14 protein-coding genes are annotated in these 14,682 nt (G+C 70.0%); 13 read left to right on the top strand and 1 reads right to left on the bottom strand.

Annotated features, from left to right (window positions below):
- The first annotated feature begins 63 nt into the window (after positions 1-63).
- From HDC34_RS00420 to HDC34_RS00390, 8 genes are all read left to right on the top strand, one after another.
- Positions 64-447: a TrbC/VirB2 family protein gene (locus HDC34_RS00420; RefSeq protein WP_368845302.1), complete on the top strand. Its 384-nt coding sequence runs from the start codon at positions 64-66 to the stop codon at positions 445-447.
- Between the two features lie 19 nt (positions 448-466).
- A complete protein-coding gene (locus HDC34_RS00415; RefSeq protein ID WP_179555418.1) occupies positions 467-1,294 on the top strand; it encodes a hypothetical protein in 828 nt (275 codons plus the stop codon).
- On the top strand, positions 1,294-2,871 hold the full coding sequence (locus HDC34_RS00410; RefSeq protein ID WP_179555417.1) for a hypothetical protein: 1,578 nt from the start codon (positions 1,294-1,296) through the stop codon (positions 2,869-2,871). Before HDC34_RS00415 ends, HDC34_RS00410 begins: the two co-directional genes overlap by 1 nt.
- Before the next feature lie 4 nt (positions 2,872-2,875).
- Complete coding sequence (locus tag HDC34_RS00405) at positions 2,876-4,369, top strand: SCO6880 family protein (RefSeq protein WP_179557035.1); 1,494 nt, start codon at positions 2,876-2,878, stop codon at positions 4,367-4,369.
- Positions 4,366-5,928: an ATP/GTP-binding protein gene (locus HDC34_RS00400; protein WP_179555416.1), complete on the top strand. Its 1,563-nt coding sequence runs from the start codon at positions 4,366-4,368 to the stop codon at positions 5,926-5,928. The genes HDC34_RS00405 and HDC34_RS00400 overlap by 4 nt, the downstream gene beginning before the upstream one ends.
- Positions 5,925-6,284 carry a hypothetical protein gene (locus HDC34_RS17565; protein WP_257023039.1) on the top strand — a complete coding sequence of 120 codons (360 nt, stop codon included), beginning with the start codon at positions 5,925-5,927 and terminating at the stop codon, positions 6,282-6,284. The genes HDC34_RS00400 and HDC34_RS17565 overlap by 4 nt, the downstream gene beginning before the upstream one ends.
- A 112-nt stretch (positions 6,285-6,396) precedes the next feature.
- Positions 6,397-7,683, top strand: a complete 1,287-nt coding sequence (locus HDC34_RS00395) for a type IV secretory system conjugative DNA transfer family protein (RefSeq protein WP_257023038.1) — start codon at positions 6,397-6,399, stop codon at positions 7,681-7,683.
- Positions 7,680-8,069, top strand: a complete 390-nt coding sequence (locus tag HDC34_RS00390) for a DUF4913 domain-containing protein (RefSeq protein ID WP_179555415.1) — start codon at positions 7,680-7,682, stop codon at positions 8,067-8,069. Before HDC34_RS00395 ends, HDC34_RS00390 begins: the two co-directional genes overlap by 4 nt.
- 81 nt (positions 8,070-8,150) lie before the next feature.
- Here the strand turns inward: HDC34_RS00390 and aspS are convergent, their stop codons facing one another.
- Positions 8,151-9,461 (bottom strand): aspartate--tRNA(Asn) ligase, encoded by a 1,311-nt coding sequence (aspS, locus tag HDC34_RS00385; protein WP_104310882.1) that lies wholly within the window; start codon positions 9,459-9,461, stop codon positions 8,151-8,153.
- A gap of 117 nt (positions 9,462-9,578) precedes the next feature.
- Here aspS and HDC34_RS00380 point away from each other — a divergent pair, with 117 nt between their 5' ends.
- From HDC34_RS00380 to ccsB, 5 genes are read left to right on the top strand one after another with little or no spacing between them, the layout of a single operon-like run.
- On the top strand, positions 9,579-10,226 hold the full coding sequence (locus tag HDC34_RS00380; protein WP_179555414.1) for a histidine phosphatase family protein: 648 nt from the start codon (positions 9,579-9,581) through the stop codon (positions 10,224-10,226).
- The gene (locus HDC34_RS00375) at positions 10,223-10,858 is read left to right on the top strand and encodes a TlpA disulfide reductase family protein (protein WP_258067938.1); all 636 of its coding nucleotides are present in this window, start codon (positions 10,223-10,225) and stop codon (positions 10,856-10,858) included. The genes HDC34_RS00380 and HDC34_RS00375 overlap by 4 nt, the downstream gene beginning before the upstream one ends.
- A 53-nt stretch (positions 10,859-10,911) precedes the next feature.
- Positions 10,912-11,796 (top strand): cytochrome c biogenesis CcdA family protein, encoded by an 885-nt coding sequence (locus tag HDC34_RS00370; RefSeq protein WP_374757232.1) that lies wholly within the window; start codon positions 10,912-10,914, stop codon positions 11,794-11,796.
- Entirely contained in the window at positions 11,780-13,591 is a 1,812-nt protein-coding gene (locus HDC34_RS00365) for a cytochrome c biogenesis protein ResB (protein WP_179555413.1), read from the top strand. The genes HDC34_RS00370 and HDC34_RS00365 overlap by 17 nt, the downstream gene beginning before the upstream one ends.
- On the top strand, positions 13,588-14,682 hold the full coding sequence (gene ccsB, locus HDC34_RS00360) for a c-type cytochrome biogenesis protein CcsB (protein WP_104310885.1): 1,095 nt from the start codon (positions 13,588-13,590) through the stop codon (positions 14,680-14,682). Before HDC34_RS00365 ends, ccsB begins: the two co-directional genes overlap by 4 nt.

Genomic DNA, 14,682 nt, shown 5'->3' with positions numbered 1-14,682 from the left:
TGAGGGCGTCGACGGTTCGGCTCAGACACCGGGGCGAGGCACGGCGCGCAGACTCGATCGCTTGTGGTCCGACCCCGGCGGCGCCCGACCCCGCCTACCTGGGTCGCTCTTCGGCGCGCGTTCTCGCGCCTTCATCTCGACAGGAGACCTCTGATCATGACGACCGTCGCACTCGCGATCTTGCTCGACACCACCGCGCACCTGGCGACGCTGCCCGACCCTGACCCGGTGCAGCCTCCGGGCACCGAGGGCCTCACGACCCTGCTCGGCTGGGTGAAGTGGATCGGGCTCGCGGTGTGCGTGCTTGGCCTCATCGCCGCCGGCACGATGATGGCCATCCAGTCGCGCAGAGGCGAGGGCGGCGAGCACGCGGGCAAGATCGGCATGGCGCTCGGCGGGGTCATCATCATCTCGGCGGCGACGAGCCTCGTCGGCTTCTTCGTCTGACATGCGGCGGGCGAGCATCATGCCGAACAGCAGGCAGAGGCCGCGCCGATCTGGCCGCCTCAGCTCGGGCACGTCATGGGGACGTCCCGGCTTCGTCGTGGCCGCCCTCGGCGTCGCGCTCCTTGTGGGTGCCGGTGTCGTCGTCTCAGCCCTCGCGGCGTTCGGGGGTGAGGCTCCCGGTGGGGGTGCGGATGCGCGGGCCGAGTCCGCGACTTCCACGCCGACGCTCGACGCGAGCGTCGGTCCCCAGCCCGTCGCGGCTGACGACACGCTGTCACCCAGCCATTGCGGGCTGCCCGAGCCTGGGGCGCCGGGCCCCGCCGAGGCGGGGGGATGGCGGCTCGCCATCGCGCCGGAGACCGACTGGCGGGATGTCGACGTGAACCTCGCCCCGAGCGCACCGGCCGCGGGTCCGGGAGAGACGCATGAGGATGGGTTCGCGTCCTGTTTCCAGCGTTCGCCGGAAGGTGCGCTGTTCGCGGCCGCGAACTTCCTCGTGCAGTCGAACACCGCGGGGCTCCGGGCCCCGCTCCTCGAGTACGCCCTGGCGCCTGGACCCCACCGAGAGGCGATCCTCGCAGAGTCGAAGTCGGGGGCTGAGTCGGGCTCCGAGGGTGAGCTCATCCGGCTCCAGATCGTGGGCTACCGGATGCTCGCCTTCGACGGCCAGGCCGCGCGCGTCGACGTCGCGCAGCGCGTCACCGTCGATGGCATGAGCAACTTCATCGCCGCCGTCGTCGACCTCCAGTGGGTCGGTGGCGACTGGCGGATCCCGACCGACGAGCCGCATCCGGTGCGCCTGCAGGCACTCAGCGACGTCGGCGGCTACGTGCGGTGGGGCGCCTGATGGCTGACTGCGGGCTCGGCGATTTCGCGTGCTATTCGAAGGAGATCGCCTCGACGGTGTGGAGCCGAACACGTGAGGCCCTCCAGAACGACGTCAACGAGTGGGTGGCCGAGCAGATCTCGACGCTCGGCACCATGTGGGTCGACGTGCCGACACCCGACCTCGGGACGACGGGGGCCGCGGCAGGTTCAGCTGTCGCCGCGCCGACCGGCGACGTCGAAGCGCACCTCGGCACAGTCCTCGGGTACGTCAGCTGGATCTCTGGCACGGTCGCCATCATCGGGCTCGTGTTCCTGGCCGTCATGGTGGGGCTCCGCATCCGCTCCGGCGACGGGGTTCCGTTCCACGGCCGCCTGTTCGCCGTGCTCGCGGGCGGTGTCCTCATCGCGGGCGCCTCCTCATTGGTGTCTGCGCTCATCCCCACGGCCCCGGCGACGTCGACCAACACCGCGACGTTCCTGCAGTCCTCGACGTGGTGGATCGCGGGTGTCTGCGCCATCGTCTCCGTCATGATCGGCGGCGCGCGCATGGCGTGGGAGCAGCGGGCGCGGCCGGGGCAGGAACTCCTGAAGAGCCTGCTCACGCTGGTGGTCGTCGCAAGCGTCGGCCTCACGATCGTGTGGCTGCTCGTGCGTGCGGGGGACTCGTTCTCGACCTGGATCATCGACGAGTCGCTCGAGTGCGACCTCGACGGGGCCCCGAACTGCTTCAAGGACAACGTCGGCGTCATGCTCGGGGGATCCGTCGCGGGCCTCGCCGGCGGTGCTGCCGGGAGCTCCGGCGGAGCGATCGCGAGTGGGGTCAGCAACGGCCTCTTCATCGGCGTGATCGTCGGGCTCGTCTCGGTGGTGCAGGTGCTCCTCATGATCGTGCGAGGCGGGATGCTCGTCATCCTCGCCGGAATCCTGCCGCTCGCCGCCTCTGCGACGAACACGGAGCTCGGCAGAGGGTGGTTCCAGCGCTGCGTGGCCTGGCTGACCGCGTTCATCCTCTACAAGCCGGCCGCGGCGATCGTCTACGCCGCAGGCTTCCACATGAGCGGGGCCGCCCCGACCTCGGAGGGCAGCGCCGTTCTGACCACCTACACGGGGCTCGTCATTCTCGCCCTCGCCATCGTCGCGCTGCCCGCGCTCATGCGCTTCGTGACGCCCATGGTCGGGGCGCTCGCCTCGAGCGGCGGGGGCGCATCCATCGCCAACGCGGTCGCGGACCGCGTACCGGAAGGCGCGCGACCCCGACCGAGCACTGCGCCGCAGGGCAGCAGCCCTTCGCGGGCGGCAACGGGGGTGCCGCGGAGCGGGGCGTGGGCGCCAGGGGCATCGGCGACGCCGCCCCGATCTCCGTCGACCCCGGAGTCACCGGTGCCGTCGCCGGGGCCCGCGAGGACCCCCGCGTCCCCGAGCGCAGGGCCAGGAGGCGGTGCGGTGGCGGCAGTCGGCAAGGCCGCGGGTGGTCCATACGCTGCGGCGGCGCTCACGGCCGTCCAGCCCGTGAAGAAGGCGATCGAATACGGCACGGACGCCGCGATCACAGTCGCGGAGCGCGCCACAGGAGAGGAGCCGAGCGGTGGTCGATAGCTCGATGGCACGACAGGTGCGCACGTACGGGAACTGGCGGAAGCCGACCTCCGCAGGCCTCCTCGGGCTCGGCTCCGTGGGCACGGCGCTCCTCCTGGGCGGGTTGGTGCTCGTGGTCGTCGCCGTCATGATCTCCGGCATCGTCGCGGCGCTGATCGTGGCGACGGTGATCGGCGTGTGCCTGCTGCTGCTCGTCGTGCGAGACGCGCACGGCAAGAACGCCCTCTCACGCGTCGGGGCCCGCTCCGGGTGGGCACTCGCACGGGCGAGGGGCGAGGCGAGCTACCGGTCCGGCCCGATCGGCCGCGTGCCGTGGGCGACCTTCCAGCTGCCCGGCATCGCGGCGCCGACGAGGCTGAGCGAGCACAGCGACTCGCACGGACGCCGGTTCGCCCTGCTCCTCACGCCGGCAGCCGGCAGCTACACGGTCGTGTTCGGCACGGAACCGGATGGCGCGGCGCTCGTCGATCAGGAGCAGATCGACTCGTGGGTTGCCGAGTGGGGCCACTGGCTCTCGAGCCTCGGTGACGAGCAAGGGATCGAGGCGGCCTCGGTGACCATCGAGACCGCGCCGGACTCCGGCACGCGCCTGCGGCGCGAGGTCGCCATGAACATCGACCCGAACGCGCCAGCCTTCGCGCGCGCCGTGCTCGAGGAGACCGTCGCAGACTACCCGGAGGGCTCATCCACCGTGAAGGCATTCGTCGCGCTCACCTTCCAAGGGTCGCTGAGAGCCGGAGGGCGGCGGCGGGCCCCCGAGGAGATGGCGCGAGAGCTCGCGGCCCGCCTCCCCGGCCTCAGCGCGGGACTGCAGGCGACCGGCGCCGGCGCCGTGCAACCGCTCACGGCGCAGGAGGTCTGCGAGATCGTTCGGGTCGCCTACGATCCCGCCGTCGCCGTGCTCATCGACGAAGCGCACGCCGCCGGCGAGACCCCGCAGCTCAGCTGGAGCGACGTGGGCCCGGCGGCAGCCCGAGCAAGCTGGGGTGGCTACCGCCACGACTCCGCCTACTCGACGACCTGGGCGATGACCGTGGCGCCGAGGGGCAGCGTGCAGTCGAGCGTGCTCGCCCGGCTGCTCGCGCCGCACCGCGACATCGCCCGCAAACGGGTGACGCTGCTCTACCGGCCCATCGACGCGGCCCGCGCTGCCGCCCTCGTCGAGGCCGACCTCAGCGCCGCCCAGTTCAGGCAGACGTCGAGTTCAAAGCCCGCCGCCCGCGACACGCTCGCCGTGCGGGCGGCGGCGGCGACCGCCAGCGAGGAGGCCTCCGGAGCAGGCCTCGTGAACTTCGGGGCACTCGTCACGGCGACGGTGCTCGACGCGGAGCACGAGCTCGACGCGCGAGCGGCCATCGACAACCTCGCCGCGACCGCACGCCTCCGCCTCCGACCCGTCTACGGATCCCAGGACTCGGCCTTCGCCGCGGCGCTGCCGCTCGGCCTCGTCCTCAGCAAGCACCTGCGAGTGCCAAGCGAACTGCGAGAGAAACTATGAAGCGATCACACCAGAAGACGGCGAAGCGACCCGCGCAGGCGCGCCAGAGAACCCAAGCGCGCCCGGGCGCGCGAGGCTGGAGCGGCGCCGGCAGCGGCGCATCCACCTACGTCCAGGCCCCGGATGAATGGCGCGGCACGACCGTCCAGGTCTGCGGGCTCTGGCCGTTCGCGGTCGGGACGGGCACCCCGATGATCGGGGTGCCCCTCGGCCGCCACACGCAGACCGGGGCCACCCTCTGCTGCGACCCCATCTCGTGGTTCCAACGAGCCAAGCTCATCAGCAACCCGTCCGCGTTCATCCTCGGCAAACCAGGCCTCGGCAAGTCGTCGTTGGTGCGGCGCATGGCAACGGGTCTCGCCGGCTACGGCGTGATGCCGCTCGTGCTCGGCGACCTGAAGCCCGACCACGTCGACATGATCACGGCCCTCGGCGGCCAGGTCATCTCGCTCGGACGCGGACGTGGCTACCTCAACGTGCTCGACCCCGGCGAGGCGACGGCGGCCGCGAAGCGGCTCAGGGCCAACGGCTTCGAGGCCGAGGCCAGCCAGGTGCTCGCCGACGCCCACGGTCGCCGGCACACGATGGTCGCCGCTCTCCTCACGATCATGCGGCTCCAGCCGCCGAGCGACCGCGAGGAGACGATCATCGACCGGGCCCTCAAATGGCTCGACGAGCACCACGACGGGGTGCCCGTGCTCGGCGACCTCCTCGAAGTCGTCCAGGCAGGGCCACCGGAGGTGCGCGCGGTCGCGCTCGACCGAGGAGACGACAGCCGGTACAAGGCGATCACGGAAGACCTCGAGGCGTCGCTCATCGGACTCGTCGGTGGCGGCAGGCTCGGCGAGACCTTCTCGCGGCAGACCACCAACCCGATGCGACGCGATGCGCCCGTCGTGTACGACGTCTCCTCGATCGACGACTCCGACGTCGACCTGCAGGCGGCGGCGCTCCTCGCCTGCTGGTCAGCGGGGTTCGGCACCGTCAACGTCGCCAACGTGCTCGCGGATGCGGGGCTCGAACCCCGCAGGCACTACTTCGTCATCCTCGATGAGCTCTGGCGAGCGCTCCGTGCAGGGAAGGGCATGGTCGACCGCGTCGACGCGCTCACCCGCCTCAACCGGCAGCGAGGGGTCGGGATGGCCATGATCTCGCACACCATGAGCGACCTCCTCGCCCTGCCCACCGAATCAGAGCGGATGAAGGCGAAGGGGTTCGTGGAACGCGCCGGCATGGTCATCTGCGGCGGCCTGCCCGGGGCCGAGATGCCGCGCCTCACCTCCGCGGTACCGCTGTCGCAGGCCGAGCAGGAGCTGCTCATCGGCTGGCAGGACCCACCCGCCTGGGACCCGACCAGCGGCCGGGAGGCCGAACCGCCGGGACGAGGCAAGTTCCTCGTCAAGGTCGGCGGCCGGCCAGGCATCCCGGTCGACGTGCAGCTCACCGCCGCGGAGGCGAGCATCAACGACACGAACAAGCTCTGGCACGAGGCGAGCCGGGCGACCGGCGACGCTCCGGGGATCGACCGCGGGCACGAGCCGGATCGAGCGAGATCGTGAGCGCGCCGCGGAAGCGCGGGCCGGGCGGACTGGCGACCGAGGCCGTCGTGCTGTGGGTCGCGCTCGGCACGGTCGTCGTCGCCGTCGGCGGCACCAACGTCTGCGTGCGCGCCGCCAACGCGGTCGATGTCACGGGGTCCGCCCTGCCGGACAACCTCTTCGCCCTGTTCTTCGAGGTGCTGCGAGGCCGCATCCACTGGACGGAGACCGCGACCGGGCTCGCCGTCGTGATGAGCCTCGGACTCCTGCTCGCGGGCACCGCGGCGACGCTCCTCAGCCGCCGGCGATCCGGCGCTCGCCGACTCGACCGCGCCGCGGCCCTGCTCGGCCGGGGGAAGGAGATCGCTGCCATATAGCGCTCGCGGAGCCACGGCCAGCAGCCGGCGCCTCGGTGTCGACGGCCCGATCGGCGTCCGCCTCGGCACGAGCATCCCGGGTCCGGCTCCGGTGTACGCAGGATGGGAGGACATGCAGATCAACATCAGTGGCCCGCGCACCGGGAAATCGACCGCCTTCGCCATCCCAGCCATCGTCGAGGCACCAGGTGCGGTCATCGTCACCTCCAACAAACGCGACGTCGTCGACGCGACCCGCGGAGTGCGCGCTGCCACGGGCCGAGTGTGGGTCTTCGACCCGCAGTCCGTCGCGGGTGAGGTCGCCCGATGGTGGTGGGACCCGCTGAGCTACGTCACCGACGAGGTGCAGGCAGGCAAGCTCGCCGACCACTTCGCCAGCGGGTCGAGGGAGCCCGGCTCCAGGGCCGACGCCTTCTTCGACCCCGCCGCGAAGGACCTCCTCGCGGCGCTCCTGCTCGCTGGCGCGCTCGCGGGCAAGCCCATCACCGAGGTGTACCGGTGGGTGACGCGACCCGGCGACGACGAAGCCATCGGCATCCTGCAGGACAACGGCTTTCGGCTCATCGCCGACCAGCTCGAAGGGGTCATCAGCGCACCCGAGCGGCAGCGCGGCGGCATCTACGGCACGGCCCAGCAGATGGCCTCGTGCCTGACCGGCAGGGCCGTCGCCTCCTGGATCACGCCGGGGACCGGTTCTGACGGCCGACCGCGGTTCGACCCTCACCAGTTCGTGCGTGGCACCGACACCCTCTACTCGCTCTCCCGCGAGGGGCAGGGGAGCACGGGCCCGCTCGTCACGGCCCTCACCGTCGCCGTGGCGGAGGCAGCGGAAGAACTCGCCGCGGTTTCACCGGCCGGTCGACTCACCAGGCCGCTGCTCGGCGTGCTCGACGAAGCCGCGAACGTCTGCCGGTGGCGCACCCTCCCCGACCTGTACAGCCACTACGGCTCGCGCGGCATCGTGCTCATCACCATCCTCCAGTCCTGGTCGCAGGGCGTCGAAGTCTGGGGCGAGGGAGGCATGCGAAAGCTCTGGTCCGCCGCGAACGTCAAGGTCTACGGCGGGGGCGTCAGCGAGGCGGCCTTCCTCGAGGAGCTGTCCAAACTCGTCGGAGACCACGACAGAGAACTCTCCTCGCTGAGCTACGGCCGAGGCCACCGCACCGTCTCGAGGCAGCTCCACCGCGAACGCATCCTCGACGTCTCCGAGCTCGCCGCGCTCCCGCGCGGGCGTGCACTCGTCCTCGCATCCGGCGCGCGCCCGACCCTCATCAAGACCAGATCGTGGATGCAGGGCCCGCACGCGACCCGTATCCGCGCCTCGATCGCGCAACACGGCCCCGGTGAGGATCCCGCCCCAGCTCTGGACGCACCAGTGCGCGCGGGGGAGCGGCGATGAGCGACGATGAGACGCACCCAGGCGGTGGGAGCGCGTCCGCCAGCCAGTTCGCGTGCCTCGACGACTTCGTGCGCCAGTTCGTGAGCCGAGCGTGCGCCCGCCGAGTGGACGGGCGCACGCGAGTCTGGTCGGCCCGCTGGTGGGACTCACCCGAGGCGGTGCTCCGTCTCGGGGGGCTCTGGGAGGCGTGGGAAGAGCTGAAGGACTCGCCAGGCGGCGCCTGCCTCTGGTTCCGGGACCATGCCGACTACCACCTCGGCGTGCTCTTCAGCCCCGATGGCCCCTTCGAGTCGAGCCCCGACGTGCGCGACAGCACCAACCGTCGCGGTGACGACCTGCCCTGCGCACCACCCCCGCCAGGCCACGAGGTGACGCAGTGCGGCTGACGTCGGACGCAGCAGAGCCGCCCGCGAGAGATCGCGGACGGCTCTGAGGTCGCTGCCTGGTTGCGCGCAGCGCGATGAGACCTACGGCTGCAGGCGGTTCGGGCCGCGGAACAGGTACGTGACCTCGCGCAGCGTCGTCTGGTGCAGCATCAGCATCAGAATGCGCGCGAAGCCCATGCCGAACCCGCCGTGGGGCGGTGCTCCGTAGCGGAAGAAGTCGAGGTAGAAGCCGAGCTCGTCGACCTCCATGCCCTTCTGCTTCGCCTGCTCCTCGAGCACGTCCACACGGTGCTCGCGCTGGGCGCCCGTCGAGATCTCGACGCCGTTCCAGATGAGGTCGTAGCTCTTCGTGAGCGACTCGTCGCCCTCGTGGCGCATGTGGTAGAACGGGCGGATCGATGCCGGGTAGTCCGTGAGGAACACGAACTCGTGCCCGAACGTCTCCTGCACGTGCGCCGCGATCTGACGCTCACCCTCGGGGTCGAGGTCGAGGTCGTTGCGCTCCAGCTTGTGGCCACGCGCCTCGACGATCTCGCGAGCCTCGAGCAGCGGGATACGCGGGAACGGCAGCGACGGCACGACGATGTCGACGTCGAAGAGCGCCTTGATCTCCTCGCCGTGCGCATCCTTGACCGCCTGCAGGCCAGCAACCATGAGCTGCTCCTGCATCTGCATGACGTCCTCGTGCGACTCGATCCAGCTCACCTCGGCGTCGATGCCGGTGAACTCGGTCGCGTGGCGCGACGTGAACGACGGGTCGGCCCGGAACACGGGCCCGATCTCGAAGATCTTCCCGAGGCCCGAGCTCATCGCCATCTGCTTGAAGAACTGAGGGCTCTGCGCGAGGTACGCGCTCGTCTCGAAGTAGTCGACCTTGAAGAGCTCCGCCTTCGACTCGGACGCCGACGCCATGAGTTTCGGCGTGAAGAGCTCGACGTAGCCGTTCTCCACCCAGTACGTGCGGAACGCGTGCGCGAACGTCGTCTGGATGCGGAAGATGAGGGCGTTGCGCGGGATGCGCAGGTCGAGGAAGCGCCAGTCGAGGCGCTTGTCGATCGACGTGTCCTCGGCGATGGGCGTCTCGGGGAGCGCGGCGGTCTCGACGACGATCTCGTCGACCTTGACCTCGAGCCCGCCGAGCTTCACGCGCTCGTCGGCCTTCTTCTGGCCGCGCACGGAGATGAAGCTGCCCTGCGCGAGCGCGGAGATCGTGTCGGAGATCGCCTCACGGCCCTCGGCACGCGGGTTCACGAGCTGCACGGCGCCGCTCTCGTCACGGAGGACGACGAACTGCACCTTCTTCTGGTCTCGAACCGTATCGACCCACCCCTGCACAAGCACGGGGCCGTCTTCGAGCGTGGAAAGGGAGGAGATGAGGGCGCGATCAGTCACCGGTCAAGGGTACCCGAGGCGCACGTGCGTGCGAGCGGGAAGAGAACAAGGCACGGCTTGGGTCGCGGATGCGCATCCTGTGCCTGAGTGTCGGTGGCGGTTCGTAGACTGGATTGCATGGCGGCACAGCGAATCCACCTCGTCCGCCACGGCGAGGTCGAAAACCCCAACGGGCTCCTCTACGGGCGGCTCCCAGGCTTCGGGCTCTCGGAGCTCGGCGCCCGCATGGCGCGCGTGACCGCAGAAGACCTGCACGCCCGTGCCGTACCGGCGACCCGACTCGTCGTCTCTCCGCTGCAGAGGACCCGCGAGTCTGCGGCGCCCATCGCCGAGCTGTTCGGGCTCGAACCGGTCATCGACGAGCGGGTCATCGAACCCACGAACGCGTTCGAGGGCAGGCGAATGACGGGCAAGTACGGCGCGCTGCGTCGCCCAGGATCGTGGCCGAAGCTCGTCAACCCGCTGCGTCCCAGCTGGGGTGAGGCGTACAAGTCCATCGTCGCCCGCATGCGCCAGGCGGTGCTCGACGGCGCAGAGCTCGCTGACGGCGGCGATGTTATCGTGGTCTCTCACCAGCTGCCGATCTGGATGGTGCACCGAGCGCTCTCGAAAGAGCCGCTCCCGCACAACCCGAAGCACCGGCGGTGCTCGCTCTCGAGCATCACGACGCTGGAGTACCACCCCGCAACCGGCTTCGTGGAAGCCGACTACCGCGAACCGGCGGCGCAGGAACTCAGCGCCGCCACCGATGAGGGAGCCGTGTGACCATCCGCTCAGAGAGCGTGAAGATGTCGCGCTCTGCCCGACCCCTCCGCGTCGCGTTCGCCTCGTTGGGTGTTGCGACGATGCTCCTGCTGGCCGCGTGCGCCCCGAGCGAAGACCTCGCCGATCAGGCACGCGACGCTGGAGCAGGCACCGTGGCGAGCGACGGCAGCTACGAGATCTTCCCAGCGGAAGAGCGCCAGGCGCCGATCGAATTCGGTGGCATCACCGAGTTCGGCGACGAGCTGTCGAGCGAGGACCTCGCAGGGTCGGTCACCGTTGTGAACTTCTGGTACGCGGCGTGCCCACCGTGCCGCCTCGAAGCGCCCGATCTGCAGGCGCTGTGGGAAGAGCACGAAGGCGACGGCGTCGAGTTCGTCGGCGTGAACATCTACGACCAGGCCGCGACGGCCAAGGCGTTCGCCGAGACGCAGGGCATCACCTACCCGTCGATCCTCGACGTCGACGACGCCAGCGTCCGCCTCGCCTTCGCGGACAACGTGCCACCTCAGGCCATTCCGTCGACGCTCGTGCTCGACGCCGAGGGCCGCGTGGCGTCGGTCATCCGAGGCCCCATCGACCCGTCGATCCTCGGCTCGATGATCACCGACACCCTCGCCGAGAGCAGCAAGTGACCACTGCCCTCTTCGCAGCATCCGCACTGACCGCCATCGCACCCGGCAACGCGATCGGCGAGACCATCGTGAGCGGGCAGCTGCTCCTCGCGATCCCCCTCGCCCTCCTCGCGGGCCTCATCTCCTTCGCGTCTCCGTGCGTGCTCCCGGTCGTCCCCGGGTACCTCGGGCTCGTCGGGGCTGTCGCTCAGGATGCGCCAGCCAAGACCACCTCGCGCACCCCGATCGGAGCAGTGGCCACAGGGGGCAGCGGAGGAGGCGCGGCAGCTGCTGCAGCAGCCGTGGGTGGTGGCTCGAGCACAGGCTCCACCGCAGCGTCGACCGCGCCCGCGAAGCCCTCCCTCGTCACCCGCCTCACCACCGGTCGAGGCCGGGTCGCGTTCGGCGCGACCCTGTTCGTGCTCGGGTTCTCCGTCATCTACGTGCTCTCCGGCGCAGCGTTCGGGCAGATCGGCATCTGGCTGATCCAGTACCAGGGCGCAGTCATGCGGGTGCTCGGCGCGATCGTCATCCTCATGGGTGTCGTCTTCATCGGCCAGGTGTCGTTCATGCAGCGCACCGCGCGCCTGAAGTTCGCCCCATCCGGGTTGCTGGGTGCACCGCTGCTCGGCGTGGTCTTCGGCATCGGGTGGACCCCGTGCCTCGGCCCGACGCTCGCCGCGATCATGGCCCTCGGGGCGCAGACGGCCTCCCCGTCCAGGGGCGCCCTGCTCGCGTTCTTCTACTGCGTCGGGCTCGGCCTGCCGTTCGTCCTCATCGCACTCGGGCTCGGCCGCGTGACCACGGGAGTCAACTGGCTCCGCAAGCACATCCGAACCATCAACCTGATTGGCGGAGGCCTCCTCATCGTCCTTGGATTCCTGATGCTCATCGGCGTCTGGCAGCAGATCATGTTCGCGTTCGCCGCGATGCTCCCCGGTTATGTCGCGCCCCTCTGATCATTTCGACGCGGGCAAGGACGGCTTCGAAGCCCGCGATCGGCAGCCGAAGAAGACCGCATCCGGAGCCGCGGGCGCGACGACGTCCAACAGGCCGGGCGGCGTCAAGAAGCCCGGCCGTGCGTCCGCCCTCGTCGCTTGGCTGCGCACCGCCTGGCGTCAGCTCACGAGCATGCGCACCGCGCTCCTGCTGCTTCTGCTCCTCGCGATCGCGGCCGTACCTGGCTCGCTCGTGCCGCAGCGCTCGAGCGACCCGAACGGCGTCATCGTCTACCAGGACACGTACCCCGAGATCGCTCCGTTCCTCGACGACATCGGCATGTTCGACGTCTACAGCTCGCCGTGGTTCACCGCCATCTACCTGCTGCTGTTCGTCTCGCTCATCGGCTGCATCATCCCGCGCATCAAGCACCACTGGGACGCGCTGCGCTCGAAGCCCCCGAAGACCCCGGCGCGCCTCTCGCGGCTCGACGCCTACTCGACGCAGGTGCTCGACGCCTCCCTCGACCCGAAGCGCGGTGCCGTCATCGACGAAGCCGCCAAGGTGCTGCGCGACAAGAGGTACCGCACGGTCATCTTCGACGACGGCAGGCGCGGGGTCTCGGTCTCCGCGGAGCGCGGGTACATGCGCGAGACCGGCAACCTGGTGTTCCACTCCGCCATGGTCGGCATCATCGTCGCGGTCGGCATCGGCGGCGGCTACACCTGGTCAGGGCAGCGGGTGCTCGTCGAAGGCCAGACCTTCGTGAACGGGCTCGTCAGCTACTCGTCGTTCAACCCTGGCCGCTTCTTCACCCCGGACGCGCTCGCGCCGTTCTCCATGCGCCTCGACTCCTTCGACATCACGTACGAGGAAGAGAACCAGAACGCCATCGGGCAGGCCACCGACTACGCGGCGAACGTGACCGTCAACACACCGGGCGGCGAAGCCAGAAGCGAGACCGTCCGCGTCAACGACCCCCTTCGCTTCGCGGGCACCGACAGCTACCTCCTCGGCAACGGGTACGCCCCGGAGATCACCGTGCGAGACCCAGACGGCAACGCCGTGTTCTCCGACTTCGTGCCGTTCCTTCCGCAGGACTCCTTCCTCACCTCCATGGGCGTCGTGAAGGTTCCGGATGGACTCGACGAGCAGATCGGCATGCTCGGCTTCTTCTACCCGTCGGCGGTGGAGCTCGAGTCGGGTGCCCTCACCTCCAACCACCCCGACCTTCGCGACCCGATGCTGACGCTCAACGTCTACTCGGGCGACCTCGGCCTCGACGAGGGGGTGCCGAGGTCCGTCTACACGCTCGACACCGACACGCTCACACCGATCGCCGCACGCGATCTCGAGGTCAAGCCCATCGAGCTGCGCCCCGGGGAGACGGCCGAGCTCCCGAACGGTCTCGGCACCATCGAACTCGGCGAGGTTCCCCGCTACGCCTCGTTCGACGTGCACGACGACCCGACGCAGATCCCGGTCCTCATCTTCGCGGTGCTCATCATCGGCGGGCTCTTCACGTCACTGCTCGTGCCACGGCGCCGCATGTGGGTGAAGGCCACCACGCGCGCCGACGGCACCGTGCTCGTCGAGTACGCGGGCCTCGCCCGCGGCGACGACCCGCAGCTGGCAGCGGCCGTCAACGATCTCCTCGACCTGCACACGAGAAAAATCGTAGGCTTAGCCGAACCCGCGTCGCCGGCCCGCGACTCTTCGGGCTCTCAACGAACCGAGCCCACCCAAAGCTCAGAACCCGGCGCCGGCAACCAAGGCGCGGCGCTCGCCTCTTCTCCCACTCAGGAAGCTCCATGATCGAAACGCTGTCCAGCTGGTCGAACCTGCTCCTCTACATCGCCATGGCGGTCTACGCGGTCGCGTTCATCGCGTTCTCCCTCGATCTGGCGGGACGCAGCGCGCGGGCCGCCGAACGCACCGAGCGGCAGTCCGCCGTCGGAGCGACCGCCGCGCGTCGCAACGCACTCGTCGGCGCGGCCGCCGGTTCGGCGGGCGCGAGCACGTACGACACAGCAGCGCGCGAGCGAGAGATGGCGGAACCGGCCAGCTACACGACGGAGGACCCCTCGAGCTCCGTCTCGCTCGCATCCACTCGCACCGAATCGGGTGATGCCTGGCGCGACACGAGGGCGACCCCGTCGCTTCGGATCGCCATGTGGCTCACGGTCGCGGCCTTCCTCGTGCACCTCGCGGCCACGGTCCTCCGCGGCATCGCCGCCGACCGTGTGCCCTGGTCGAACATGTTCGAGTACTCGATGACCTCGACGCTGCTCATCGTGCTCGTCTTCCTGCTCGCCCGCTTCTGGGCGGACGTGCGCTTCCTCGGCACCTTCATCACTGGCTTCACCGTCATCACGCTCGGCATCGCCACGCTCGGCTTCTACGTCGACGTCGTGCCGCTCGCACCCGCACTCCAGTCGGTGTGGCTCGTCATCCACGTGTTCGTCGCCTCCCTCGCGACCGGGTGCCTCGCCATCGGTGCCGGCCTGAGCGTCGCGCAGCTCCTGCAGACGCGTCGCGTCGCCCGCGTGCGCGCCGGTCTCCCGTCGCGGCTCAAGCTCCTCTCGGCGCTGCCGGATGCGGTGCGCCTCGAGAACCTCGCCTACCGCATCAACATCGTCGGCTTCATCCTCTGGACCTTCACCCTCATGGCTGGTGCGGTCTGGGCGGAACGCGCCTGGGGTCGCTACTGGGGCTGGGACACCAAAGAGGTGTGGACCTTCATCATCTGGGTGGTCTACGCCGGCTACATCCACGCCCGCGCGACGCGCGGCTGGCGCGGTTCACCCTCGGCGTGGCTGGCCATCGCCGGGTTCGCCACGGTCATGTTCAACTTCGGTGTCGTCAACGTCTTCTTCAAGGGGCTGCACGCCTACTCGGGCCTGTAG

Source organism: Pseudoclavibacter sp. JAI123 (assembly GCF_013409665.1).
Classification (GTDB): Bacteria; Actinomycetota; Actinomycetes; order Actinomycetales; family Microbacteriaceae; genus Pseudoclavibacter.
The sequence above is the reverse complement of the archived record's forward strand: the minus strand, read 5'-3'. Positions and strand labels throughout refer to the sequence as shown.

Coding starts and splice junctions, on each gene's coding strand:
- HDC34_RS00395 (WP_257023038.1), top strand. CDS start 6,397: ATGCAGATCAACATCAGTGGCCCGCGCACCGGGAAATCGACCGCCTTC.
- HDC34_RS00365 (WP_179555413.1), top strand. CDS start 11,780: ATGTCGCGCCCCTCTGATCATTTCGACGCGGGCAAGGACGGCTTCGAA.
- HDC34_RS00380 (WP_179555414.1), top strand. CDS start 9,579: ATGGCGGCACAGCGAATCCACCTCGTCCGCCACGGCGAGGTCGAAAAC.
- HDC34_RS00390 (WP_179555415.1), top strand. CDS start 7,680: ATGAGCGACGATGAGACGCACCCAGGCGGTGGGAGCGCGTCCGCCAGC.
- HDC34_RS00400 (WP_179555416.1), top strand. CDS start 4,366: ATGAAGCGATCACACCAGAAGACGGCGAAGCGACCCGCGCAGGCGCGC.
- HDC34_RS00410 (WP_179555417.1), top strand. CDS start 1,294: ATGGCTGACTGCGGGCTCGGCGATTTCGCGTGCTATTCGAAGGAGATC.
- HDC34_RS00405 (WP_179557035.1), top strand. CDS start 2,876: ATGGCACGACAGGTGCGCACGTACGGGAACTGGCGGAAGCCGACCTCC.
- ccsB (WP_104310885.1), top strand. CDS start 13,588: ATGATCGAAACGCTGTCCAGCTGGTCGAACCTGCTCCTCTACATCGCC.
- HDC34_RS00415 (WP_179555418.1), top strand. CDS start 467: ATGCCGAACAGCAGGCAGAGGCCGCGCCGATCTGGCCGCCTCAGCTCG.